The organism is Aeromonas sp. 3P, assembly GCF_051919745.1.
Taxonomy (GTDB): Bacteria; Pseudomonadota; Gammaproteobacteria; order Enterobacterales; family Aeromonadaceae; genus Aeromonas; species Aeromonas veronii.
Map to the genome: position 1 here is coordinate 3129758 of NZ_JBQBED010000001.1, position 24040 is coordinate 3153797.

Below are 24040 nucleotides of genomic sequence, written 5' to 3' on the forward strand. Positions count from 1 at the left end.
GAAGTTTGCGCGTGGCAGTGAGAGACTGCCCGCAGGCGCTGGCAGGCTACCATATTGGTTCCACAATGCCAGCAGGCAGTATGATTGTCAGTCAAGTAAACCCCGGGGCTGGTCGATTCTTCGAGAGTGCTCCCCATCGCAACAGGATCCCTCTCATGAAAAATGTACTGCTCTGCCTGCTGGCCTCCCTTTGGCTCGCCCCCGCTCTGGCCGCGCCCAAAACCACTGTGGTGGGTGAATCTGCCAGTCCCGAGCTGGTGTTGCCGCTGGGCTCATTGCCCGAGCGGGTCTGCTGGTTTGCGGATCAGAAATATTCCGAAGGGGCCCGCATTCTGCAGGGAGATATCTGGCTGGAGTGCGGCCCGCAGAACGACCTCGAGAGCAATGGCCCGATGGTCTGGCGCTCTCCTGCGGTGGTGTTGCCTGCCACCCGTGGTGCGAAAGATCAGAAGACGATTTCCGTGGGTCAGTGAGGCTTTTCTTGATCCAGCTAAAGACATGGACGTGATCCCTGTCGCATAATGCAGCTCCTTTCTTCTCTTGGCTGGAACCTAAGAAATGGCTCGTCGCTCTTCCAATGCACAACGTCGTCGCAGTAGCTGGTGGTACAAACGCCTGTTGGCAAGGGAGCGGGAAGAGCGCGAAGCGCGTTCCGTCCGGGATTGATACAGCAGTGAAAACAGAGCCTTGGGCTCTGTTTTTTTTATTTATCAAATACCGTCATGACGAGAACGGGGGCCATCAGGCCCCCGTTTTGTTTTTGCAGATCTTGCCTGCCTGCGACTTAGCGCTGCAGGGCGGCCAGTGCCAGTTCGACCCGTTTGGCGTACTCGGGGTCGGCCTGCTCGAAGTGTTTGAGCTGGGCCGCGACGATGGCGTCATCCTCCACATTGATAAGGGAGCGGGCCAGGTTGGCGGCGAGCCGTGAACGCTGCCCCTCGTCCATGATGCGGAACAGGTTACCCGGCTGGCTGTAGTAGTCGCTGTCGTAGTCACGGAAGTCGTAGTGCAGGGCGGCCCCTTCCAGACTCAGCGCCGGTTCGTGCTGTTCGCTCGGCTGCTGGGTACCGAAACGGTTTGGCTGATAGTTGGGGCTGGCGCCGCCATTGCTGTCCGCCCGCATGGCACCGTCACGATGGGCACCGTGATGGAACGGGCAGCGCGGGGCGTTGACCGGCAGCAGACCGTGGTTGACGCCAAGGCGATAGCGCTGGGTGTCACCGTAGGAGAAGAGTCGCCCTTGCAACATGCGATCCGGCGAGAAGCCGATACCGGGCACCACGTTGGCCGGGGTAAAGGCGGCCTGCTCCACATGGGCGAAGTAGTTGTCCGGGTTCTGGTTGAGCTCCAGCACGCCCACCGGGATCAGCGGGTAGTCGCTGTGCGGCCACACCTTGGTCAGGTCGAACGGGTGGATGTTGTAAGTCTGGGCTTCGGCCTCTGGCATCACCTGCACATAGACCTTCCAGCGCGGGAAGTCGCCCCGCTCGATGGCATTGAACAGATCCGCCTGACTGGTCTCCCGATCCTGCCCGACGGCGGTGGCGGCCTCTTCGTCGGTGTAGAAGCTGTGGCCCTGCTCGGTCTTGAAGTGGAACTTGACCCAGAAGCGCTCGTTGGCATCGTTGATAAAGCTGAAGGTGTGGCTGCCGTAGCCGTTCATCTCCCGCAGGCTCTTGGGGATGCCGCGATCGCTGAACAGTATGGTGACCTGATGCAGGGATTCCGGATGGCGTGACCAGAAGTCCCAGGCTGCGGTGGCGCTGCGCAGGTTGGTGCGCGGATCCCGCTTCTGGGTGTGGATGAAGTCAGGGAATTTCAGCGGATCGCGGATGAAAAAGACCGGGGTGTTGTTACCCACCAGATCCCAGTTGCCCTGCTCGGTATAGAACTTGAGGGCGAAGCCGCGCACATCGCGTTCGGCATCGGCGGCGCCTTTCTCACCGGCCACGGTGGAGAAGCGCAGGAAGACCGGGGTCTGCTTGCCGATGGCGCTGAACAGATCGGCCTTGCTGAACGCTCTGATGTCGTGGGTCACGGTAAAGGTGCCGTAGGCGCCCGAGCCCTTAGCGTGAACCACCCGCTCGGGAATGCGCTCGCGGTCGAAGTGGGCGAGTTTCTCCATCAACCAGATATCTTGCATCAGGATGGGGCCGCGCGGACCGGCGGTGAGGCTGTTGTTGTTGTCGACGACGGGGGCGCCGTTGGCGCTGTGCAGGGTCTTGTCAGTCATGGCTTCTCTCCTTGTTGATATGGGGTCAGCCTACGGATCTGCGCCGTGCTCGGCCAATGGGCCTTTCCTCGTCCTTTGATAGGCAAGACAAATGGGTGTGGGTAGGGGATGTGTAACCGCGCCGGATATTGCATGATGGTGGCTTCGAGAAGGAGCTTCATATGCAGATTACTATCCGTCATGCCGAACCCGCCGATGCCCCCGCCTTGCGGGATCTATACGCCATGCCCAATGCCCAGGCGGGCACTTTGCACCTGCCTATGCCACCCCTTAGCCAGTGGCAGAAGCGGTTGGAGAGCGACAGCGTGGTGGCACTGGTCGCCGAGGTTGACGGCCTGCTGGTAGGCCAGCTATCGCTGCTGGTTGAGCCTAATCCGAGACGCAAGCATGTGGCCGGTATTGGCATGGGAGTGCGGGATGACTGGGCAGGCAAGGGGGTTGGCTCTGCCCTGATGGCCGCGGCGCTGGATCTGGCCGATAACTGGCTCAACCTGCACCGGATTGAGCTGACCGTCTATACCGACAATGAGGCCGCACAGGCGCTTTATCGCAAGTTCGGTTTTACCGAGGAGGGGCGAGCCCGTGACTATGCCTTCCGCCAGGGGCGTTATGTGGATGCGCTCTATATGGCCAGAGTCGCGGGGGGCGCCAGTCGCTAACGGTATGGTCGATTATCAGGCCAGATTGCGCCCGGTGATCCGGGCGCTGGAGCAGAATCCCGATCTCTCCATTGAAACGCTGGCAAGCAGTGCCTGCTTGTCTTTCTACCATTTTCACCGGGTGTTTACGGCTGTGGCGGGGGAGACGCCCGGGGAGATGTGTCGTCGTCTGCGCATCCAGCGGGCTGCTTGGCAGCTCTGCTATACCGATGCCAGTGTCACGGCCATTGCGTTGTGGGCGGGGCTCGCCAGCTCCCAGGCGTTTGCCAAGGTATTTCGCCGTTACTATGGTTACACGCCGGGAGAGTTTCGCCGCGACAAGAGCAAGAATGGACACTTGATGAGCAAGGATGGACACGCACTTGTGCTGCCTAATCCTTATGCTGAGGGTCACTCATCAGCAAGGAGCAATACCATGAAAACCATCGAGATGGACGCCCGCACTCTGGCTTATATGCGTGTCACCGGCCCCTATGGCGAGGGGTATGGTCCCGTTTGTAGTCAGCTGCATCAGTGGGCCAGCGCCCGCGGTCTGGAAGGTGGGGAGTGGATCTTCATCTATCACGATAACCCCGAGGTGACTCCGCCAGCCCAGTGTCGCACTGACATCGGGGTGACGGTGCCTGCGGGGACGGTGGGGATGGGTGCGGTCGAGATCCAGATTATTCCCGCCGGTCGTTACGCCCAGTCCCGTTATCTTATTACCGACCGCAGTCAGTATGGCCCGCGTTGGCAGGAGCATATCGGCGACATCGTTGCTGCCGGGCTGGAGTTTGGCAATGGTCCCTGCTTCGAGCTTTATCACAGCATGAGCGATGATCCTGTGCAGGACGATGTCAGCTTTTGCTCCAGCCTCAAGGGGTAGGACGCAGCAAGACGGAAGGGATGGTACAGAACGTCGCGCAGAAACGAGAGAGCCGGACAGTGTCCGGCTCTTTTGCATCTGGCGGATAGGGCGGCGGTTAGCGCTGGAACCCCTTCTGGGCGAACTTGGGACGGGCGTTCATGATCTGTTCCACCTGCTCGTCGCTCATCTTGCCGCGCGACAGCCCCAGCACCTTGTAGGTGAGCAGCGGTCGGGCGGGCAGGGCGATCATCAGGGCGCGGATCTGGTTCTCGTCATCCTTCTCCCGGGTCGGCTTGCCGTAGGCGTAGGTGAGGACGCCGGCATCCATCAGGTTTTTGACGGCGGGCTCGGTGATCGGCAAGTTTATGACGCTTTTACGCTGCAGCACGAACTCGCGCAGCACCGCCTTCTCGTTGAAGTCGAGGAAGCCGATCATCTGGGCCAGCTGGTCCTGCTGACGGCGCGCCTGCCACTCTTCGCATGCCCACTCCCAGGCGATCAGGAAGCCCTGACTGCAGAAGTAGGAGATGGCGATCAGCATACCGACCCCCAGCCAGGCCGCATGATCCGCAGCCCACTGGCTGACGGCCCCTTTCATAAGCCCGGCCGGAAACAGCAGAATGATGCTGCAGCAGAGCAACAACCAGACCATCAGCCAATTGAGGCGGTTCAGTTGATAGAAATGTTGGATCCACCGTTTCATTGTTCATCCTTCCCAAACTGTTGTGGATAGTGAACTACCTAGAGCAATCAGTGTGCCAACAGCGCAATAGCGGTGGGGAGGAGGGGCTGGCGAGGTTACATTCCCTTACAACTTATTGAATGAGTTGTCATTAATTTGCCTTGTGAGGCGGCGGTCGAGTTGCTAAAACGTCCCCTCAGTCATTGGGGAGTAGCAACCCGCCCGCATTCCGGGCCGGGCCCATGTCAACACTCTTGGATCCTCGCATCCATGGCATGGGCGGCGATAGGCACTATCGCTCTGCAAGACCTTTGGCCTCGATATGCACGCCAGCCGGGCGAGCCATGTCGGGTCCATCGGTTATTCTGCTCGCCTGGCGGTATCTATTATGTTGATTACCCTGCTGTTATTTCTCGTCTCTGCGGTCACCATCTACCTTGCCTGCGAATATTTCGTCAATGGCATCGAGTGGACCGGCCACCACTTCAAACTCTCCCAAAGCGCCACCGGCTCCCTGCTGGCGGCACTGGGTACTGCGCTGCCCGAGTGTATCGTGACCCTGACCGCCCTGCTGATGGGCAACACGACCGCCCAGCAGGAGATCGGCATTGGCGCCGCCCTTGGCGGGCCGCTGGTGTTGGCGACCATCGGCTATGCGGCAGTCGGCCTCACCCTTCTGCTTTGCATGGGGCGTACCGAACGGGCCATCGATGGCGAGGTGCAGCGCGAGATTGGGCGGGATCAGCGCTGGTTTATCGGCATCTTTCTGGTGGCGACCGCGCTGGGGCTGGTCGCCTTCACCGGCAAGAGCTGGCTGGCCCCGCTCTTCCTGCTGGTCTACTTCGTCTATGTAAGGCGCGAGCTGAAACAGAGTGACAGCCACGAAGTCGAATTGCCGGAGCCCCTCAAATTGGCACCCGATGCCGGGATCCCGCCCCTTGGCAAGGTGTTGCTGCAGACGTTGGCTGCGCTGGTGGTGGTAGCGCTGGCGGCCCAGCTGTTTGTCCATCAGCTGGAGAGCATGGGCGAGCTGTTTGGCCTCTCTCCGGTGCTGGCGGCCCTGCTGCTGAGTCCGGTGGCGACCGAGATGCCGGAGCTGATGAACGTGCTGATCTGGGTGCGGCAGGGCAAGAACCGGCTGGCGCTGGCCAATATCTCCGGGGCCATGATGATCCAGGGCACCATCCCCAAGGCGTTCTGTCTGCTCTTCACCCCCTGGCTGCTGGATGGCGCCATGATGGCCTCCTCGCTGGTGACGCTGCTGGCGGTGGGGTTGCTCTGGTGGGGGTTCAGAAAGGGAGTGATGACCGCCGGGCGGTTGGCGCTGGTGGGCTTGCTCTATCTCGGTTTCTGCGGCTGGCTGCTGGTGAGCTGAAACGGGAAGCGCGGATATGAAAAAGCCCCCTTGGCAGGGGGCTTTGTTGTATCGGTTGGGGCGGTGCTTACAGCGCGGCGATTTCGGCCTGCTGGGCTTCCAGCTTGGTCAGCTGGAGACGGTAATCTTCCAGCTTCTCGCGTTCTTTGGCGATGACCGCTTCCGGTGCCTTGGCGACGAAGGCTTCGTTGCCGAGTTTGCCTTCGATACGGCCGCACTCGCCCACCAGACGGGCAACCTCTTTGGCCAGACGGGCCAGTTCGGCATCCTTGTCGATGAGACCGGCCATCGGGATCATCAGCTCGGTGGCACCGATCAGCTTCTTCACTGACAGCGGGGCGGTTTCACCGTCCGCCAGTACGCGGATAGACTCCAGACGGGCCAGCGACTTGAGGAAGGCCTCGTTGTCGGCGGCGCGCTGGGCATCCTTGGCATCGCACTGGAGCAGCACGTTGAGGGGCACGCTCGGTGCCACGTTCATCTCGGCGCGGATGTTGCGGATGCTGACGATGAACTCCTTCACCCACTCCTGATCCGCCATCGCTGCTTCGTCCACCTTGGCGGCGTCGAACTCCGGGAAGGCCTGAATCATGATGGTGTCGGCGTGTACGCCAGCCAGCGGCGCGACCGATTTCCAGATGGTCTCGGTGATGAACGGGATGATCGGGTGCGCCAGACGCAGCAGGGTTTCCAGCACAGTCACCAGGGTATGGCGGGCAGCGCGCTGCTCGGCCTCGGAGCCCTTGGTCAGCACCGGCTTGGTCAGCTCCAGATACCAGTCACAGAACTGGTTCCAGATAAATTCGTACAGCACGCCAGCCGCGATGTCGAAGCGGTAGGTATCGAGGGCGGTACGGAAGTCACGGATGGCCACTTGCAGCTGGGACTGGATCCAGCGATCCGCCAGACTGAACTGCATCTCGCCGCCGTTGAAGCCACAATCCTGATCTTCGGTGTTCATCAGCACATAGCGGGAGGCGTTCCACAGCTTGTTGCAGAAGTTGTTGTAGCCGTCCAGGCGCTTCATGTCCCAGTTGATGTCACGACCGGTAGAGGCCAGCGCTGCCAGAGTGAAGCGCAGGGCGTCGGTACCGTGGGCATCGATCCCTTCCGGGAACTGCTTGGCGGTACGCTTGGCAATCTTCTCGGCCATCTGCGGCTGCATCATGTTGCCGGTGCGCTTCTCCAGCAGATCTTCCAGCGAGATGCCGTCGATCATGTCGAGGGGGTCCAGCACGTTGCCCTTGGACTTGGACATCTTCTGGCCCTCTTCGTCACGGATAAGGCCAGTGATGTAGACGGTCTTGAACGGGACTTGCGGCTGGCCGTTTTCGTCCTTGATGAAGTGCATGGTCATCATGATCATCCGGGCAATCCAGAAGAAGATGATGTCGAAGCCGCTCATCAGCACGTCGGTCGGGTGGAAGGTCTTGAGTGCCTCGGTGTTGTTCGGCCAGCCCAGGGTGGAGAAGGTCCACAGGGCGGAGCTGAACCAGGTGTCGAGCACGTCTTCGTCCTGACGCAGTACGGTTACGGCCGGGATGCTGTGCTTGGCGCGCACTTCATCTTCGCTGCGGCCCACGTAGACATTGCCGGCGTCGTCATACCATGCCGGGATGCGGTGACCCCACCACAGCTGACGGGAGACGCACCAGTCCTGAATGTCACGCATCCAGGAGAAGTACATGTTTTCGTACTGCTTCGGCACGAACTGGATGCGGCCATCTTCCACCGCCTCGATGGCGGTCTTGGCCATCGGTGCCACGCGCACGTACCACTGGTCGGTCAGCATCGGCTCGATGGGCACGCCACCGCGATCGCCGTACGGCTGTTGCAGTATGTGATCCTTGATCTCGTCCAGCAGACCCAGCTCTTCCAGCTTGGCCAGAATCGCCTTGCGGGCGGCGAAGCGCTCCAGACCGGCGAACTCGGCCGGCAGGGCTGCGTCATAGGCAGTGCTCGGGTTGCCGTTGGTATCGACAACTTCAGCCTCGGCACGCACGTGGGCATCCAGAGTGAAGATGTTGATCATCGGCAGGCTGTGGCGCTTGCCCACTTCGTTATCGTTGAAGTCGTGGGCCGGGGTGATCTTCACACAACCGGTGCCCTTCTCCATGTCGGCGTGTTCGTCAGCAACGATGGGGATCAGGCGGTTCACCAGTGGCAGCAGGATATGCTGGCCGATCAGCGCCTTGTAGCGCGGATCTTCCGGGTTCACGGCCACGGCGGTATCGCCCAGCATGGTCTCCGGACGGGTGGTGGCGACGATCAGGTAATCTTTGCCTTCGGCAGTCTTGGCGCCATTGGCCAGCGGGTAGCGAAGGTGCCACATGTGGCCCTTGATCTCGCGGTTCTCCACTTCCAGATCGGAGATGGCGGTGTTGAGTTTCGGATCCCAGTTCACCAGACGCTTGCCGCGGTACATCAGGCCATCTTCGTAAAGACGAACAAACACTTCCTGCACGGCGGCGGAGAGACCCTCATCCATGGTGAAGCGCTCGCGCTCCCAATCCACGGAGTCGCCCAGACGGCGCATCTGGCGGGTGATGGTGCCACCGGACTCTTCCTTCCACTGCCAAATCTTGTCGATGAAGGCATCACGGCCGTAATCGTGGCGAGTTTTGCCCTCTTCTGCGGCGATCTTGCGTTCAACCACCATCTGGGTGGCGATACCGGCGTGGTCGGTACCAGCCTGCCACAGGGTGTTCTTGCCCTGCATGCGGTTGTAGCGGATCAGGGTATCCATCAGGGTTTGCTGGAAGGCGTGACCCATGTGCAGGCTGCCGGTGACGTTCGGCGGCGGGATCATGATGCAGAAGGAGTCTTTGCTGGTGTCGCCGTGGGGCTTGAAGTAACCCTGGGCTTCCCAGTGCTGATAGAGCGCCTGTTCGATGGCGTTGTGATTAAAAGTCTTGTCCATGGTCTCGCCGTAATCTGGATGGATGGAGTCTGGTGTTGATTCTTTATGGATCAATTGGTTGCAGTCAGGGCTGCGCCGGATCCGGTGCGGCAAGGACGGGCTGGTCCCTCATCTCGAGGGCATGGCCTGCCTGGCGATAGTGCTTGTAGCGCTCGCGAGCTTGCTGCTTTTGTGTTTCGTCAGTGGGGACAAAATCTACCACTTGAGCGAAGTGTCCTGCAAACAAAGGTGTCGCAGTGGCCAGATTGATGAGGCGGGCGTAGCGCCGTTTCGGCGGCTGATAGCCGATCTCCACCGGAGCCATGCCGCTTTCGCCTTGCAGCTGGTGCGGCACGAAGCGCTCCGGCGGCAGTTGCCACAACAGCTCGTCCAGACGCAGAGCCTGGGCCTCATCGTTGCAGAACAGGTAGATATGGCCCGCGCCCCACGACTCGGCCGCAAGAGTGCAGGCCAGTCGCTCGACCGCAGAGGCCTGCGCGTCATCCTGTTCGCTCATCAGGTAAAAGGTCACTTGGCTCATCAGGTTGATCCCGTTTTGCGGTGACGGACTGTTGACCGCCTCATGAGGCTGACGGGGCGTTTCCCGTCCGCAGCTCACTGATTCAAGAATGAAACAAGGAAGAGGCGGGCCTCTTCCTTGTGGTTCAGGGTAACGCCAACCCTTCCGATGCAGCCATCGGCAGGGGCCGGAGAGTTACTCTTTCTCTTCGATATCCACGCCAGCCCGGTTCAGCAGGAACTGGGTCAGCAGGGGCACCGGACGACCGGTAGAGCCTTTATCCTTGCCACTCTTCCAGGCGGTCCCGGCGATATCCAGGTGGGCCCAGTTGTACTTCTTGGTGAAGCGTGACAGGAAGGCGGCCGCGGTGATGGTGCCGGCCGGACGACCGCCGATGTTGGCCATGTCGGCGAACGGGCTGTCGATCTGCTCCTGATACTCGTCAAACAGCGGCAGACGCCATGCGCGATCACCCGCCTGTTCGGAGGCGTTGAGCAGCTCGTGGGCCAGCGGGTTGTGGTTGGCCAGCAGACCCGAGGTGTGGTGACCCAGCGCGATGACGCAGGCACCGGTCAGGGTCGCCACGTCGATCACGGTTTCCGGGTCGAAGCGGTCGACATAGGTCAGCGCATCACACAGTACCAGACGACCTTCCGCATCGGTGTTGAGCACTTCGATGGTCTGGCCGGACATGGAGGTGAGGATGTCACCCGGGCGATAGGCGTTGCCACCCGGCATGTTCTCGCAGCCTGCCAGCACGCCGATGACGTTGATCGGCAGTTGCAGCTGGGCCAGCGCATGCATGGTACCGAGCACGGAGGCGGCGCCACCCATGTCGTACTTCATCTCGTCCATGCCGTCGGCCGGTTTGATGGAGATGCCGCCGGAGTCAAAGGTCAGACCCTTGCCGACCAGCACGATGGGCTTGGCATCCGGATGACCCTTGTATTCGATGATGGCCATCATGGCTTCGTTGTCGGAGCCGCGGGCCACAGCCAGATAGGAGTTCATGCCGAGTTCGGCCATCTCCTGCTCGCCCACCACCTTGGTGGTGATGTTGTCGTAGGCATCGGCCAGACGACGGGCCTGGGAGGCCAGATAGGCCGGGTTGCAGACATTGGGCGGCATGTTCGCCACGTCGCGGCAGACCCGCACACCCTTGGCCACGGCCAGACCGTGAGCGATGGCTTTTTCACCAATGGTCAGTTCCCGACGCGTCGGCACGTTGAATACCAGCTTGCGCAGCGGGCGACGTGGCTCGGCCTTGTTGGTCTTGAACTGATCGAAGCTGTAGAGGCCCGCCTTGGTGGTTTCTACCGCCTGGCGCACCTTCCAATAGGTATCCCGACCCTTGACGTGCAGCTCGGTGAGGAAGCAGACCGCTTCCATGGAGCCGGTTTCGTTCAGGGTGGTGATGGTCTTGTTGATGATCTGCTTGTACTGGCGTTCGTCGAGTTCCCGCTCCTTGCCGCATCCGACCAGCAGTACGCGCTCGCTGAGCACGCCCGGTACTTGATGCAGCAGCAGCATTTGGCCTGGTTTCCCTTCCAGGTCGCCACGGCGCAGCAGCGAACTGATATAGCCATCGCTGATCTTGTCCAGTTGTTCGGCAACCGGAGAGAGGCGACGAGGCTCAAATACGCCGACTACGACGCAGGCGCTCCGTTGCTTCTCTGGACTGCCACTCTTTACACTGAACTCCATGGAATCTCCTACATCCTAAAGACAAAAGGCACCTTTTATTGAATAATGCGGTGCTTGTTGGGGTATCAGAGGCGGAGCGAACAGCCACAGGCTCCGCAGTTCAAACTGGTAAAAATCCAATATACGGCCCTATTTTTCAGGCATTCGACTAAAAACACAAGTTTACTTGGGAATGACTGTGATCGTTTTCCGATATTTGTTCAGGGAAACCCTGAAAACCCAGCTGGCAGTGTTATTCGTATTGCTGCTTATCTTTGTCAGCCAACAATTTATCAAGATCATCGGTGACGCCGCCGATGGCGAGGTGCCGACACGTCTGGTCTCCACCCTGCTGCTGCTCAACTTGCCCAATATGGCGTTGTTGATGCTGCCTATCAGTCTCTTTTTAGCCATTTTGTTTGCCCATGGTCGCCTCTACGCCGAAAGCGAGATGACGGTGATGCATGCGGTCGGCTTCAGCCACCGTTTCGTGATGCGCAGCGCCATGTTGCTGGCCTTGCTGACGGCGGTGGTTGCGGCGTTCAACACCGGCTGGATCGCCCCGCAGGCCAAGGAGCGCGAGTATCAGGTGATCGACGAGTTCAAGGCGGATCCGGGTATCTCCTTCCTGCAGGCGGGCCGCTTTATGGAGCTCGACAAGGGGCGTCTGGTTGCCTATATCCAGGATTTGAACGACAACGGCTCAAAACTGCAAAAGATCTTCGTGCTGCAGCGGGCGGAGGGGAACAATCCTCCCTCGGTGGTGGTGGCGAGCGAAGGGGTGGTGACGGTCGATGAGAACGGTCTGCAGTGGCTGACTCTGATGGATGGTTCCCGCTACGAAGGGAACTTCTCCGGCAAACAGTTCCAGATCTCCGATTTTCGCGAATATGGTCTGGTGATCCGCCAGCAAGAGATGGAGCGTTCCAACCGCAAGGCAGCGGCCAAGCCGACCATGGAACTGTTCGGTACCCAGGACAACGCCATGATGGCGGAATTGCAGTGGCGTATCTCGCTGCCCCTCTCTATTCCGGTGCTCACCCTTCTGGTGGTGCCGCTGGCGCGGGTCAATCCCCGTCAGGGGCGCTACGCCAAGCTGTTGCCGGCCATCATGCTCTATCTCTCCTACTTCCTGCTGCTCAGCGCCGCCCGTTCGGCCATCGACAGCGGTCGGCTACCCTACTGGCCGGGGATGTTCCTGGTGCCGCTCGGTTACCTGCTGTTTATCGGCCTGCCCCTCAATCTGCAGGGCACCAGCTGGTGGAACGGGGTGAAAGGGCGCTATTTCAACAGAAAATCAGCATGATGCTGCAACATAGGAACTTCTGCTGATGTTTGGCATTCTCGATAGGTATATCGGTCGGGTCATCTTTATGTCGATCCTGCTGTGTGAAATCACGCTCGTTGGTCTGGCGGGGCTCATCAAGTATGTGGAGCAGCTCAAGTCGGTCGGTGACGGCAACTACGACATGATCAACGCCCTCTACTATGTGCTGCTCTCCATGCCCAAGGAGGCGGTGCTCTTCTTCCCGCTGGCGGCGCTGCTGGGTGGCCTGATTGGCCTGGGTCAGCTGGCGACCAGCTCCGAGCTGGTGGTGATGCAGGCGGCGGGTCGCTCCAAGATCAGTATTGTAATGGCGGCGCTCAAGACGGCGATCCCGCTGATGATCATGGTGGGGCTGATGGGGGAATATGTGGCCCCCATCGCCAAGCGAATGGCCGATGACATCAAGGCGGGCGCGCTGTCCGAAGGTCGTCTGACGGTTTCCGCCTACGGGGTGTGGGCTCGCGATGGCAACAACTTCGTCAATATCAACGGGGTGCGTAACGATGGCGCCCTCACCGGCATCACCCTCTATCGCTTCACCCCCGAGCGCAAGCTGGTCGATGTGGTGCAGGCGCAGGAGGGGGTGTTCGAGCGCCACCACTGGCTGCTCAAGCAGACCCAGGTTACCCGCTTCGACGACCCGGCGCAGATCCGCAGCGAACAGCATGACAAGATGGAGTGGAGCTCGGAGCTGACGCCCAAGCAGCTGGGGGTGGTGAGTATCGACCCTGAGAACCTCTCGGTCTCCGGTCTGCTCGACTACATCGGCTATCTCGATGCCAACAAGCAGGATGCCGGTCGCTACAAGCTGGAGATGTGGCGCAAATTACTGTCACCGCTCTCGGTGGTGGCGATGATCCTGCTGGCCTCCTCCTTCATCTTCGGCCCGCTACGCTCGGTGAGCATGGGCGCGCGGATGCTGATGGGGATCATGACCGGCTTCGCCGTCTATGTGAGTGATCGGGTGTTTGGTCCCATCAGTCTGGTCTATGCGGTACCGCCGATTCTGGCGGCTATTGCGCCCAGCCTGCTGTTTGGCGGCATCTCCTTCTACATCCTCAGCCGCAAGCAGTAATCCGCACGAGGTTATGAGGAAATGCAAAGAGGGCACCTGTTGGTGCCCTCTTTCGTTATTGCATTGATCCGGGATTACTTGTTAAGCAATTCCAGATTTGCCTCTTTGCTCAGCACGATCACTTCGCACTCGGCCCAGATATCCTGAAACGCCCGCGGGCGCTGGCGGTTGAACAGGCACATCAGGTTGCCCAGACCAAAGGCGGCAGTGGCGAGACGGATCAGCGCCTGGGTAACGCGGATGTGGCTGCCATCTTCGTTCTGAATGCGCAGCCGCCAGGCGCGCATGCCGACGGTCTGGCCAGCGCGGGTCCAGAACCAGGTGTAGAAACCACAGATGACGAAGGCGAGCCACAGGGTGTAGATCAGGCTTAGGTGGTGGCGGGTCAGCAACCAGACGGTATCTTCACCCGCCGGTACGCTGGCCATGCCGGTGACCAGCAACAGCTTGGCGACACCCATGCCGATAAAGCCGGCGATGATCAGCAGCGAAGTCACCACCAGCGCATCATAGATCAGGGCGCCGAGGCGACGCAGCAGACCCGCTGACGGGTATGGCTGAGTGGCGGGAGAGGGGGATTTTTGTTGGACTTTTTTAGGCTTGGCCATCGTTTTTATTCCATTAAGATGATGGCGGCATTCTATGTAACTGGCCCCGCATCGGCAATGCGTTGAATAAATGAACAAACGGGAGTGTTCAATCGAAAAACACCTTGCATGGCATCGCGCCATTCGTATAATCCCTCGCAGTTGCCCGGGTGGCGAAATCGGTAGACGCAGCGGATTCAAAATCCGCCGGTGAATAACCGTGTCGGTTCGAGTCCGACCCCGGGCACCATATTACAATTTCATGCCGTATCACGGCAGACCTGAAACCCGCATAGCTTAAGGCTCTGCGGGTTTTTTGTTATGTCTTGTCGTATCATTTGGTCTCATAGCATACCCCAAATACTGGGGGCCTTTCTGGGGGCTCAATGTTAAGCCACCAAAATTTAGGCCCCCAACTGTGGGCCAACTGTTAACCTGCAAGGCTGCTAGCTCGATGCTTCCGCCACAATCTGCAGTAACTTAGGCCCCCATCATTTGATATGGAGGCCCCCAGATGCCTTTAGATAACATAACAGTCAAGCAGGCTATATGGAGTGGCAAGCCGAGCGGCGACAAGCTAACGGATGAAAAGGGCATGTTCCTGCTGGTTAACAAGTCCGGCAAGTATTGGAAACTCAAGTATCGTCATGCGGGAAAAGAGAAGAAGCTCGCCCTAGGTGTCTATCCCGATGTGTCCCTGAAAGAAGCGCGAGCTAAGCGGGATGATGCCCGCCGCCTGATCGCCGAAGGGTATGACCCCAGTCTTGTCCGTAAGCAAGAGAAGATCGCCAATAGGCTTGCCAGTGAGAACAGCTTTGAGGCTCTGGCTCGGGAATGGCACCATAGCCAACTTGCCATTTGGAGCTCTGGCCACGCCACCCGAGTAATAGAGTCGTTGGAGGCGGATGCTTTTCCTGAGCTGGGATTAGTCCCTGTCACAGAACTGACGGCCCCTATGATGCTGGATACCTTGCGTAAGGTGGAAAAGAGGGGGGCAACGGAGACAGCAGGAAGGATATTACAGCGGTTTAGTGCCATCATGCGTTATGCCATCCAGACTGGGCGAGCCAAGTACAATCCGGCCCAAGATCTTAAAGGGGCCCTAAAAGCCACCAAGCAGGAGCACAGACCGGCCTTACCCCGAGTGGAGCTGCCTGAGTTTTACCGCCGCCTAGCAGTTGAACCACTGAACCCTGCGACCCGCCTTGCCTTCCATTTGCTGATGCTGACCATGACCCGCCCCGGTGAGGTGCGCTTTGCCCGCTGGGCAGAGTTTGACCTGGATCGGGCGGAGTGGCGGATCCCTGCTGAGCGGATGAAGATGCGAGCCCCCCATATCGTTCCTCTCTCTCGCCAAGCGCTAGCCGTGCTTGATGAGCTGCGCCAACTTACAGGACATTGTGAACTGCTATTCCCGAGCGAGCGCAGCCTGACCAAGCCTATTAGCGAGAACACCCTGAGCTATGCCATGGGGCGTATGGGCTATGCAGGCATTGCTACGCCGCACGGGTTCAGGGCGCTGGCCTCCACCACCTTGTAGTGGTCTAATCATCCCGGACACCATTTTAGGTGGTACAGTCGCCACCATGACCTGAGGTGTTCAATGACAAGATTACGTCGCTCATTTACTGCCGAATTCAAACTCGAAGCTGCATCCCTGGTGCTCGACCAGGGATATTCTGTCCCTGAAGCCAGCCGTTCACTGGATGTCGGTGAAACCGTGCTCCGTCGCTGGGTTCAGCAACTGCAATCCGAACGAACTGGCACAACCCCAATCGGCAAAGCACTGACTCCGGAGCAGCAAAAAATTCAGGAGCTGGAAGCCCGTATCAACCGGCTCGAACGTGAAAAGGACATTCTAAAAAAGGCTACTGCTCTCTTGATGGCGGACGAGTTCACACGTACGCGCTGATAGACCGATTAAGGGAGCAAGCCCCCATCACCTTGGTCTGCTGCGCTTTCGATGTTCCCACCTCCTGTTTTTACGATTATCTGGCCCGTAGGCGGGCGATTAACCGTGAGCGCATGCAACAGCGCTCTGAGTTGCGCCGGTTGTTCAAAGCGAGCAGGGATTCGGCTGGCAGCCGCGCCTTGATGTCGATGATGCGGGAGTTGGGGTATCAGATTGGTCGATTCAAAGTACGTAACCTGATGAAGGAAGCCGGGCTGGTATCCAAACAGCCGGGCGCACACCGCTATAAGGTGGCACAGTCTGAACGACCGGACATTCCCAATCTGCTGGCCCGCGAATTTGATGTCCAGCAACCCAATCAGGTGTGGTGTGGCGATATCACCTACGTCTGGGCAGGTGGTCGTTGGCATTACCTGGCAGCGGTGCTTGACCTGCACACCCGGCGGGTCGTGGGCTGGGCGATGTCAGATAAACCAGATGCAGAGCTTGCCATCAAAGCACTTGAGATGGCGTATCAGCAACGAGGTTGTCCGTCAGGCGTGCTGTTTCACTCTGACCAGGGCAGCCAATATGGCAGCGGGGCATTTCGGCAACGACTGTGGCGCTATCGCATGACCCAGAGTATGAGTCGGCGTGGCAACTGCTGGGATAACGCCCCGATGGAACGGTTGTTCAGAAGCCTGAAGTCAGAGTGGCTCCCGGCTATGGGATATATGAACTTGCGAGAGGCGAAGCGGGATATCAGTTACTACCTGATGGATTACTACAACTGGCGGCGTCCACATCAACACAATGACGGGATACCGCCAGCAAAAGCCGAAGAACGGCCTAACCAAGTGTCCGGATTTAGTTGACCACTACACCTTGAACGAGGAAGGGTTTGATCCTGATGTGATAGAGCGTCAGCTCGCACATGCAGAACGCAATAAGGTGCGGGCGGCCTACCATCGTGCCGAGTACCTGGACGACCGCCGCAAGTTGCTGCAGTGGCTGGCAGATTTTTATGAATCCCAGCAGGGTGGCAACGTGCGCCCAGTGAATCTTACATCAGTGGACTAACAACATTGAAAGGTGGCTCGATGACAACAACTCAGAATAAGCGGAACATTCTGAAACAACTTGAATACTGTAGATTAGATAGGGCTGCAGAGTTGCTAGGTTGCGATGTTTCAGATCTCATCCACTTTGGGGCTACTGAGAGAGTAGCAATATATTTATATTTAAAAGACAACCCTACAGCTTTGGTTTATTTTCCAAAAATAACAGATTCTTTTCCTCAGCATCAAGACTTATGTGAGAAAGGAATATTTACATTTGACCTTAATACATCCATGCGCCCTTTTGGCTTTGGAACAATAGAAAGTGATGATGATGGGAATATTATTTGTTTTGAATCTGAATCTGAGTTCAAAGCCGAGCTTTATGGACTTTGGCAGTTACCACCTTATATAGTGACTGACATTGAAAATGACATGCTTCCGGATATGGAATACCTTCTTATACGAGTGTCGGCTGTAACCAGTGATGGTGATTTTGCATATGCTGACTTGAAAGAGTGGGGGTTCCGCCCCACAGTTCATGACTGTTATCTTAAGAATGTCGATCTAATTCGGATAGATGAATGCTTTACCAATAACGGTAACACTAAACCTTTGCTAAGGATTAGTAAGTCAGCTAGCGAGCAAGAGGCACAATCTAGACCTCCGAAAGAAATTAAACCTAATGGTGTTGCAGAACGCCATGCAGTAAATCGTGAGATTATATTAGCTGCTGCGATCTATGCAAAGAGAACTTGGCCTGACGAATGTGGTACCACAGCGAAAGAGTGGGCGGCCACAATATTAAATCATGAGCATGTATTGTTCAGTGAAACAAATAGTGGTAAAGCCATATTGGCAGACCAGCAGATAGAGCGGATATTAGGCGCTGCTATGAATTCTGGTCGCCCTCACAAGAGCAAATGATTATACGAATTTCATGTTGGCTCGATTATACGTTGTTTAATGTAAGGGGGGTGATGTTTACCTGATGTTAGGTAAGTTGAATGATGTTTACCTAATGTTAGGTCGATTTATTGACACTTACCTTACATCAGGTAGGCCGATTAATGCTTACCTGATGTAAGGTATGGCCAACCTATCATCGATACGACCTCAACTTGTGTTTGAATACCCTTAACACGTTAAAACAATAAGGGAGTATTCAAGATATGTCGATGAACGAAGCCCATGCAACTAACCAGCATATATTACCAATGGGAGGTTATATCAGAGCTAAAGCATTAGCTCCTCTGCTGGGGATCTCCGTTGTGACCCTGTGGCGCTGGTCTGCCTCTGGCAAGATCCCTAAGCCTGTGAAGCTAAGTGAGCGAGTGACCGCATGGTGGATGGAAGATGTGCGCAACTGGATGAATACTCGTAATAATGGACAAGCAACATAGGGGCAGAGACTTTGAGTGTTCAATCTGCCGGGCTGCATGGTCTCTTTTTAATGAGGTGCTGAAAGCAAGGCTATAAGTTGAAACTGTAAAGAAGCCATGGCATTAGAAAAGGAGAAATATCATGGCAATGAAGGTCTATCGAATCAACGATGTTGTAGAAGGATGTGTGTTATCCAAAATAACCATATATCGACTAATGAACAATGGGCTGTTCCCGAAGTCAATCAAGTTGACTGGAAGAAGCTCTGTTGGATGGCGAAGATCAGATGTCGACCATTTGGTATCAACAGTTGGTTCTGAAGCTGAGGCTAGATATGAATAGACTATCTATCCGCAGAGATCTTTGTAATCTCATGGAATCGCCTGATGATACAATAATTGAGACTGAGAAACGGATTACACTTCTTCTTAAAACTGGTAATGAAAAGCATCAACAAATAGCTTGGAAGTTATGGTCTTGCTTAGAAGAGGACGATCATGATTGTAACTCTCTAGCATGCAAGCAGTGCACTAGAACTAAGAGAATGAAAGTCATCGAGTCAGTATTACCTAAGGTTATTGGTAATAACTATCGGTTTGTCACTGTGATCCTTTATCATGATGTATTGGCGAAGAGTGAGTTACATGCGCTAAAACCGCAGAAGTTGAAAGAGCAACTCTATCGGGATCTCAAGAAAGTAGGAATCACAAGTCCAGTATATGGAGCATTGGAAGTCGACTTTAATGAAGGAGAACAAGTATGGCTACCACACTTTCATCTTCTTGTTGAAGCAGATGAGGACAAGATGAAGTCGCTGAAGGCAAAGCTTAAACGTCGGCATAATATTGATTTATGGAATGGTAAGACACCTAGGCCCGTGAAAGAAGACCCCATCCGAGATGCTATCAGGCAGGTAAGTTATGTGTACAAGTTCATGTGGCAATCAACTCCACCCATAAGCGGGGATAAGCGAAGGGGGACGCTTGAAGTCTATTGTGCAGCATTAACTTACCTTGATTCATTGCGTATTGAGACCTTGCTAGTTGAGCATGGTGTCAGAAGGGGAAAGTAAGGAATGGCTATCTGATGTGGTTTAAGCATGTATATTATGTGTATGCACTACTGTCTACTGAGTTAAGGTAATAACACTACAGTGAAGGGTGAGAGGTAAGGGGGGGGGGCGAAAGTAGTGCTTCCTCTTACCTCACTGGTTTGGTTAACTTGCAAAATATTAGATATAGAGGTTATCGTGTGTGAACCAATCATGATTACGTCAAGCACCCTTCAGTCACTAAAATGAAGTGTACTCTGATTTACGTCGAATTTTTCCAGTGCGGGCGGCGTCTCTGGGAATGTCACACGTGAACAGAACTCCCGACGGACTTTCTCTATCTTCTTGATCATTGAATCGTAATAGTTTTCCCAAGCCCGAATCACAGCAATATTTTGCTTCTTGTACATTTCACACTGAGCTCTACCTAGACGTGCCGCTTCACTGTTGACCCGTTTCATAAAGTCAGTTTCGTCTTGTTTTAATTTCTCTTCCTTAGCTCGGAGGTCAGCAGTCTTCAAGAGCAGTAAGGAGTGTGAGCCATTTAACTTCACGTCACGCATTTTAAGTTCATGCTCACGATTATCCAGATCAGCACTTAAACCTTTTAACCGCGTAACCGTTCACCGGGACGGTGTTGACAGCACCAACTCCTCCGGGAACGGGTAGTCGGTTTTCTCGATGCAGGACCTGACAACTGCCCTCAGCCACTCCTGCGGGCAGCGGCCCAATCGCTTGGCCGTCTCCACCAACGATAGGATACGCTGCCTGAACTGCTCGCCTCGATGCGACCAGACGCCATAGCTTCCCTTGCGCCACAGCACATAGCCACGCAGCGCCCGCTCCGCTTCATTGTTGGTCAGCGCTATCTCGTCGTTTTCCATAAAACGCCATAGCATCTCATCGTCCTTGAGCAGTAACTGGCAGCGCCCACGGTAGCGCTTGGAACACAGTACACTGCCCCGCTCCAGCTGCCTTCGCCAGCTTTGCCGACATCGCTGCAACCTTCGCTGGTACTGCTCCCGGCTTAAGCAGCCTTGTTCATAGCCATGCCGGGTTCTGAACACCGTGTCAGCCAGCAGTACCAGCCGGGCTCCGATAGGCTGGTTGACGGCGTCGCTACTCTCGGCAATCGCCGCCACGTTGCGCAGCACATGCGCCCAGCACAGTTGGCGCTGGGCGCTGTCGATGAAGCGGTATCCCGCATACTGGTCGGTCACCAGCACCCCATCAAGCTCACTGCCCAGCAACCGCTTCGCTGCCTCCTGACCGCGGCCAAACGCCGTCATGAAGCAGACCGCGACCTTGCTCAGGGCCAGCCACATCCAGCGTCGCTCACCGCCCCGCTGGTGCCGGGTTTCATCGGCATGGATGATGGCGGCAGACTGCACTTGCTGTTTGATGGCTTGGTGGGTCGGGGTGAGCATGGCGCTGACCCGGCCTTGCGCTTCACTGATGGCGCCTCGGCTAAAGCTCAAACCGAAGTGCTGCTTGAGCTGCTGCTGTATCTTGCTGATGCTCTGGTGGAACTGACCACTCTGCAAAGCGATATAGCTCAGCAGATTAGCCCCCATCTGGCTGTGGCTCACCGTATCGGGCAGGGCTGCTTCACTGGTGGTGACGCACCCACGGCAGGTGCCCCGATACAGCTGATGCTCTGTCACCACATAGCTGACCTCGGGCAGGTCAAACACCTGATGAACCCGGTAGGGCTTGTCATGGGACACCACCTGCTCACCACAGCAGGCGCACTGCCGGGCAGGATAGTGTGGTATTGCCGTCAGTCGGTCGTCCTCAGGATGACGTTCACGCCGCTGCCCCTTGTGGCCAGGCTGGGCACCACGAGCCTTGCCGGAAGCGGGGCGCTTGCGCGCAGGCGGGGTCCCCGAGCCATCAGTGGAGGGGGGCTTGGAGGAGTTATTGCTGTTTTGGTTGAGGCGGTCTTCAAGCTCGGCGATGCGCGCCATCAGCTTGTAAATCAGCTCGTTGGCTTGCTCGAGGGTCAGCGGCAGGCCGGGTGGTGGCGTAATGGGTTTGCTCATGACGTGATGGTGCCAAGCTGGCGGGATCAGGCAAGGGGCAACAGTGGATCAAGGGATGATCGTCTCACTTTTTCCTGTCAATGCCATCTGGGTGAACAGTTACTTAACCGCAACTGTACTTCCTTATCCAACTCTGCCATTCGCTTCTCTACGGCCCTCTCCGCTTTTTTCAAAGCCGCTTCCCGAATGGATAGCTGATCTAGCAGTTGAAGACGGGAGGCATTGAGCGCAAGCAGTTCCTTTTGCGATTGCGTTTCCTTCTCTACCTCAAACAGGCGATCTTCCGCCTCTTCGATACGTCGCTCTAGGCCAGCCATCAGCGTTCTTTTGTTAGCAATCACAGCATCCATCTGCGTGAGCTCTGGCTGATAACCAGCGACCTGAGCTTCGTAGCGCTTAACTTGTTGTACTAGCTCCTGTACTTGATCTTTCAGTTTCCTGCTTTGTTCAATCAAACTGCGGATAGTCCGACGTTCTTGCTGTTGGAAGGCCTCAGCGATTGGCCCTACTGGCGCAGCTGTAAGCAACTTCTTCGGGCAATGGGCAAGGTAGGCACGCACGGAGTCCTTTGAAAGCACCTCGACATCTAACGAAAACTTACTGAAATCAAGCTCAATACAGGTCGCATTGATGCGTCGCAGATACTTCACTTTCGCTTCGTCACAGAAGTGGGTGACCGCGATTTCAATCAGGATTTTTTCACCTTTCACATAGCCGATCACATCGGGGATCCGGCTGCCTTCCGGGAACTCCAACTTCACAGTATCGAACGCCAAAAGCTCCTGCCTTGGGCTGGTGAAGCCGATTGGCAAACTCAACTGCATATCCTCGGCCAAAACTTCCTTCGCCATAATGTGGAGATCCGTCTCAGGCATCCAATGGCATTCCCGGACATTGGCATACGGTACATCCGACAAGGGGGTGGGTTGGTAATCCCCCCATTTTTTGGAGCACTCAAAAGTAGAGGTCATGCGGCCTGTGCCAAGCGCTGTTTCGGCGTGTAGCCGCCCAGCGCCATATTGGGCCGCTCATGGTTATAAACCCACAGCCAGTTCGTGGCAAATTCCTGTAACTCATTCAGTGACTCAAACAGGTAATGGCCCAACCAGTCGTAACGCACAGTGCGGTTAAATCGCTCTATGTAGGCATTCTGCTGCGGGTTGCCTGACTGGATATACCTCAGCGCAATCCTCTTCTGCTGCGCCCATTGCTTGAGCTCTTCGCTGATGTATTCCGGACCATTATCACAGCGGATTGCGGCTGGTTTGCCCCGCCACTCGATGACCTGCTCCAGCACCCGTTTGACTCGCGAGGCAGGCAAGGAAAAATCCACCTCGATGCACAGTGCTTCGCGATTGAAGTCATCGATCACATTAAACAACCGCACCGAACGACCATCGCTGAGCTGGTCATGCATAAAGTCCATCGACCAACAGTGATTCGGTTGGTCAGGGACTGCCAACGGCTCCGGCTTGGCGCGTACTAGCCGCTTCTTGGGTTTTATCCGCAGATTGAGCTCTAGCGCCCGATAGATCCGGTAGACCCGCTTGTGGTTCCAGCCAAAGCCTTTGACGTTACGCAGGTACAGGAAGCACAGTCCGAAACCCCAGTTGCGCTGGTTGGCGGTGAGGCGCAGTAGCCAGTCGGCAATCTCCTGGTTTTCATCAGCCAGCACGGGCTGATAACGGTAGCAACCCTCGCTCACCTTGAACACCTGGCAAGCCAGACGGATAGAAATGGCGTAATGAGCCACAGCCTTGGTCGCCATCTCCCTGCGGGCAGATGGCGTCACCACTTTTTTGCCATCGCCTCGGAGATGATCTCAGCCTTTAGGCGCTCCTCGGCATACATCTTCTTAAGGCGACGATTTTCCTCTTCCAGCTCTTTGAGGCGCGCCATGAGAGAGGCATCCATGCCACCGAATTTGGAGCGCCACTTGTAGAAGGTGGCGGAGCTGATGCCATGCTCACGGCAGAGCTCAGGGACGGGTGAACCAGACTCGGCCTGCTTGAGGATGGCGATGATCTGTGCATCGCTAAAGCGTGATGTTTTCATGTAGAACCTCCTGCGTTCAAGATACGAGAAAATTCTACTTATGAGCACCTCAGTTTTTCGGGGGGATTACCGGTTCGTGAGCAAAATGATGCCGATTGACTTCACCTTTCTTTGCAACAAGCGGTTCATTGCAGTCTATGCAAGTACACCCACACGCCTTACCGCTAGGTACATCCTCAATCGACACAATTCCTTTTGAAGCATCAAAAGCGCGGCTCATTTTGACTGGCATTGGCACTGACCTTCTTGTGAAAGATGTCTCAATTATCCCGTGAGTCTTATTGCAGGGCCAGATCCAACTGCAATGTATTCGGGTGTTGGATACGTGGTTTGTGTCATAACGTTTCATCCCAGTACAAGTGATTTGGGGGCCTTTATGGGGGCTCAAACACTATTACATAAACATTAAAGTGATTAAAATCATAATCTTATGCATCAAATTCGAGAGAGACCCCGGCACCATCAAATTCATGACGAAAGGCCATCAGCAATGATGGCCTTTTGTTTTTTTGCGTTTCTGCGCTTTTGGGGCGTTACTGTTGAGCTGGCAGTACTTCCCGTTACCTCTTGGTATCCCTTCTCTTTTCCTGCTCTCCATTATTTCCTTTTCTTGATGTGGCCGCTGACGGCATCACCGCCAGCGGCCTGCTTCTATGGCGTTTTTTTTCCAAAC

The 24040-nt window shown here is 56.4% G+C and carries 24 protein-coding genes, 1 tRNA gene and 1 riboswitch; of the genes, 14 read left to right on the plus strand and 11 right to left on the minus strand.

All coding sequences use genetic code 11. The features are described 5' to 3' along the window. Nucleotides 1-155 precede the first annotated feature (155 nt). Nucleotides 156-473, plus strand: a complete 318-nt coding sequence (locus tag ACTG19_RS14430; protein WP_439989195.1) for a DUF1496 domain-containing protein — start codon at nt 156-158, stop codon at nt 471-473. A gap of 311 nt (nt 474-784) precedes the next feature. On the opposite strand, the gene ACTG19_RS14435 is transcribed toward ACTG19_RS14430, so the two are convergent. Continuing rightward, complete coding sequence (locus tag ACTG19_RS14435; RefSeq protein ID WP_005336438.1) at nt 785-2233, minus strand: catalase; 1449 nt, start codon at nt 2231-2233, stop codon at nt 785-787. A 161-nt stretch (nt 2234-2394) separates the two neighbouring features. On the opposite strand from ACTG19_RS14435, the gene ACTG19_RS14440 reads away from it, so the two are divergent. Then, nucleotides 2395-2892 carry a GNAT family N-acetyltransferase gene (locus ACTG19_RS14440; RefSeq protein WP_113740233.1) on the plus strand — a complete coding sequence of 166 codons (498 nt, stop codon included), beginning with the start codon at nt 2395-2397 and terminating at the stop codon, nt 2890-2892. 4 nt (nt 2893-2896) lie between these two features. Continuing rightward, entirely contained in the window at nt 2897-3757 is an 861-nt protein-coding gene (locus ACTG19_RS14445; RefSeq protein ID WP_113740234.1) for an AraC family transcriptional regulator, read from the plus strand. Between the two features lie 97 nt (nt 3758-3854). Here the strand turns inward: ACTG19_RS14445 and ACTG19_RS14450 are convergent, their stop codons facing one another. After that, nucleotides 3855-4442, minus strand: a complete 588-nt coding sequence (locus tag ACTG19_RS14450) for a superinfection exclusion B family protein (protein WP_005336432.1) — start codon at nt 4440-4442, stop codon at nt 3855-3857. A 172-nt stretch (nt 4443-4614) separates the two neighbouring features. After that, nucleotides 4615-4722, plus strand: a riboswitch (yybP-ykoY riboswitch). An 87-nt stretch (nt 4723-4809) separates the two neighbouring features. Between ACTG19_RS14450 and ACTG19_RS14455 the strand changes: the two genes are divergently transcribed. Beyond that, nucleotides 4810-5796 carry a sodium:calcium antiporter gene (locus tag ACTG19_RS14455; RefSeq protein WP_162628445.1) on the plus strand — a complete coding sequence of 329 codons (987 nt, stop codon included), beginning with the start codon at nt 4810-4812 and terminating at the stop codon, nt 5794-5796. 67 nt (nt 5797-5863) lie between these two features. Here the strand turns inward: ACTG19_RS14455 and ACTG19_RS14460 are convergent, their stop codons facing one another. The 3 genes from ACTG19_RS14460 to pepA form a co-directional block, all read right to left on the minus strand. Continuing rightward, entirely contained in the window at nt 5864-8716 is a 2853-nt protein-coding gene (locus tag ACTG19_RS14460; protein ID WP_439989196.1) for a valine--tRNA ligase, read from the minus strand. Nucleotides 8717-8780: 64 nt separating this feature from the next. After that, nucleotides 8781-9236, minus strand: coding sequence for a DNA polymerase III subunit chi (locus ACTG19_RS14465; RefSeq protein WP_150995509.1), 456 nt, complete (start codon nt 9234-9236; stop codon nt 8781-8783). A gap of 174 nt (nt 9237-9410) precedes the next feature. Further along, nucleotides 9411-10919, minus strand: coding sequence for a leucyl aminopeptidase (pepA, locus tag ACTG19_RS14470; protein WP_005336423.1), 1509 nt, complete (start codon nt 10917-10919; stop codon nt 9411-9413). A gap of 172 nt (nt 10920-11091) precedes the next feature. Here pepA and lptF point away from each other — a divergent pair, with 172 nt between their 5' ends. After that, on the plus strand, nt 11092-12204 hold the full coding sequence (lptF, locus tag ACTG19_RS14475; RefSeq protein ID WP_162515121.1) for an LPS export ABC transporter permease LptF: 1113 nt from the start codon (nt 11092-11094) through the stop codon (nt 12202-12204). A gap of 25 nt (nt 12205-12229) precedes the next feature. Next, entirely contained in the window at nt 12230-13300 is a 1071-nt protein-coding gene (gene lptG, locus ACTG19_RS14480; RefSeq protein ID WP_439989197.1) for an LPS export ABC transporter permease LptG, read from the plus strand. A 74-nt stretch (nt 13301-13374) separates the two neighbouring features. Here lptG and ACTG19_RS14485 read toward each other — a convergent pair whose 3' ends face one another. Continuing rightward, entirely contained in the window at nt 13375-13908 is a 534-nt protein-coding gene (locus tag ACTG19_RS14485; protein ID WP_162628446.1) for an RDD family protein, read from the minus strand. Between the two features lie 143 nt (nt 13909-14051). On the opposite strand from ACTG19_RS14485, the gene ACTG19_RS14490 reads away from it, so the two are divergent. The 8 genes from ACTG19_RS14490 to ACTG19_RS14525 all read left to right on the plus strand — a co-directional run bounded on the left by ACTG19_RS14490 (nt 14052) and on the right by ACTG19_RS14525 (nt 19291). After that, nucleotides 14052-14137, plus strand: a tRNA-Leu gene (locus tag ACTG19_RS14490). Between the two features lie 264 nt (nt 14138-14401). Continuing rightward, nucleotides 14402-15427 (plus strand): tyrosine-type recombinase/integrase, encoded by a 1026-nt coding sequence (locus ACTG19_RS14495; RefSeq protein WP_439989198.1) that lies wholly within the window; start codon nt 14402-14404, stop codon nt 15425-15427. Nucleotides 15428-15490: 63 nt separating this feature from the next. Then, nucleotides 15491-16653 (plus strand): IS3 family transposase gene (locus ACTG19_RS14500; protein ID WP_439988875.1). Its coding sequence is split into 2 segments (ribosomal slippage): nt 15491-15746 and nt 15746-16653, totalling 1164 coding nucleotides; the frame shifts between segments, so codons are not numbered across the junction. Nucleotides 16654-16663: 10 nt separating this feature from the next. Next, nucleotides 16664-16858 carry a hypothetical protein gene (locus ACTG19_RS14505; RefSeq protein ID WP_439989199.1) on the plus strand — a complete coding sequence of 65 codons (195 nt, stop codon included), beginning with the start codon at nt 16664-16666 and terminating at the stop codon, nt 16856-16858. A 20-nt stretch (nt 16859-16878) separates the two neighbouring features. Then, nucleotides 16879-17763, plus strand: coding sequence for a hypothetical protein (locus ACTG19_RS14510; protein ID WP_439989200.1), 885 nt, complete (start codon nt 16879-16881; stop codon nt 17761-17763). A gap of 251 nt (nt 17764-18014) precedes the next feature. Beyond that, on the plus strand, nt 18015-18239 hold the full coding sequence (locus ACTG19_RS14515) for a helix-turn-helix transcriptional regulator (protein ID WP_174531735.1): 225 nt from the start codon (nt 18015-18017) through the stop codon (nt 18237-18239). Nucleotides 18240-18366: 127 nt separating this feature from the next. Further along, a complete protein-coding gene (locus ACTG19_RS14520) occupies nt 18367-18561 on the plus strand; it encodes a helix-turn-helix transcriptional regulator (RefSeq protein WP_407704210.1) in 195 nt (64 codons plus the stop codon). A gap of 202 nt (nt 18562-18763) precedes the next feature. Beyond that, a complete protein-coding gene (locus tag ACTG19_RS14525; protein WP_439989201.1) occupies nt 18764-19291 on the plus strand; it encodes a hypothetical protein in 528 nt (175 codons plus the stop codon). A gap of 212 nt (nt 19292-19503) precedes the next feature. Here the strand turns inward: ACTG19_RS14525 and ACTG19_RS14530 are convergent, their stop codons facing one another. From ACTG19_RS14530 to ACTG19_RS14550, 5 genes are all read right to left on the minus strand, one after another. Further along, nucleotides 19504-19833: a hypothetical protein gene (locus tag ACTG19_RS14530; RefSeq protein WP_439989202.1), complete on the minus strand. Its 330-nt coding sequence runs from the start codon at nt 19831-19833 to the stop codon at nt 19504-19506. A gap of 60 nt (nt 19834-19893) precedes the next feature. After that, nucleotides 19894-21312: an IS66-like element ISAs21 family transposase gene (locus tag ACTG19_RS14535; protein ID WP_004576012.1), complete on the minus strand. Its 1419-nt coding sequence runs from the start codon at nt 21310-21312 to the stop codon at nt 19894-19896. A gap of 77 nt (nt 21313-21389) precedes the next feature. Next, a complete protein-coding gene (locus tag ACTG19_RS14540) occupies nt 21390-22163 on the minus strand; it encodes a hypothetical protein (protein WP_439989203.1) in 774 nt (257 codons plus the stop codon). A 116-nt stretch (nt 22164-22279) separates the two neighbouring features. Beyond that, nucleotides 22280-23367 (minus strand): IS3-like element ISAs22 family transposase gene (locus tag ACTG19_RS14545; protein WP_439988879.1). Its coding sequence is split into 2 segments (ribosomal slippage): nt 22280-23115 and nt 23115-23367, totalling 1089 coding nucleotides; the frame shifts between segments, so codons are not numbered across the junction. Between the two features lie 49 nt (nt 23368-23416). Beyond that, nucleotides 23417-23716, minus strand: coding sequence for a competence protein CoiA family protein (locus ACTG19_RS14550; RefSeq protein ID WP_439989204.1), 300 nt, complete (start codon nt 23714-23716; stop codon nt 23417-23419). Between the last annotated feature and the right edge of the window lie 324 nt (nt 23717-24040).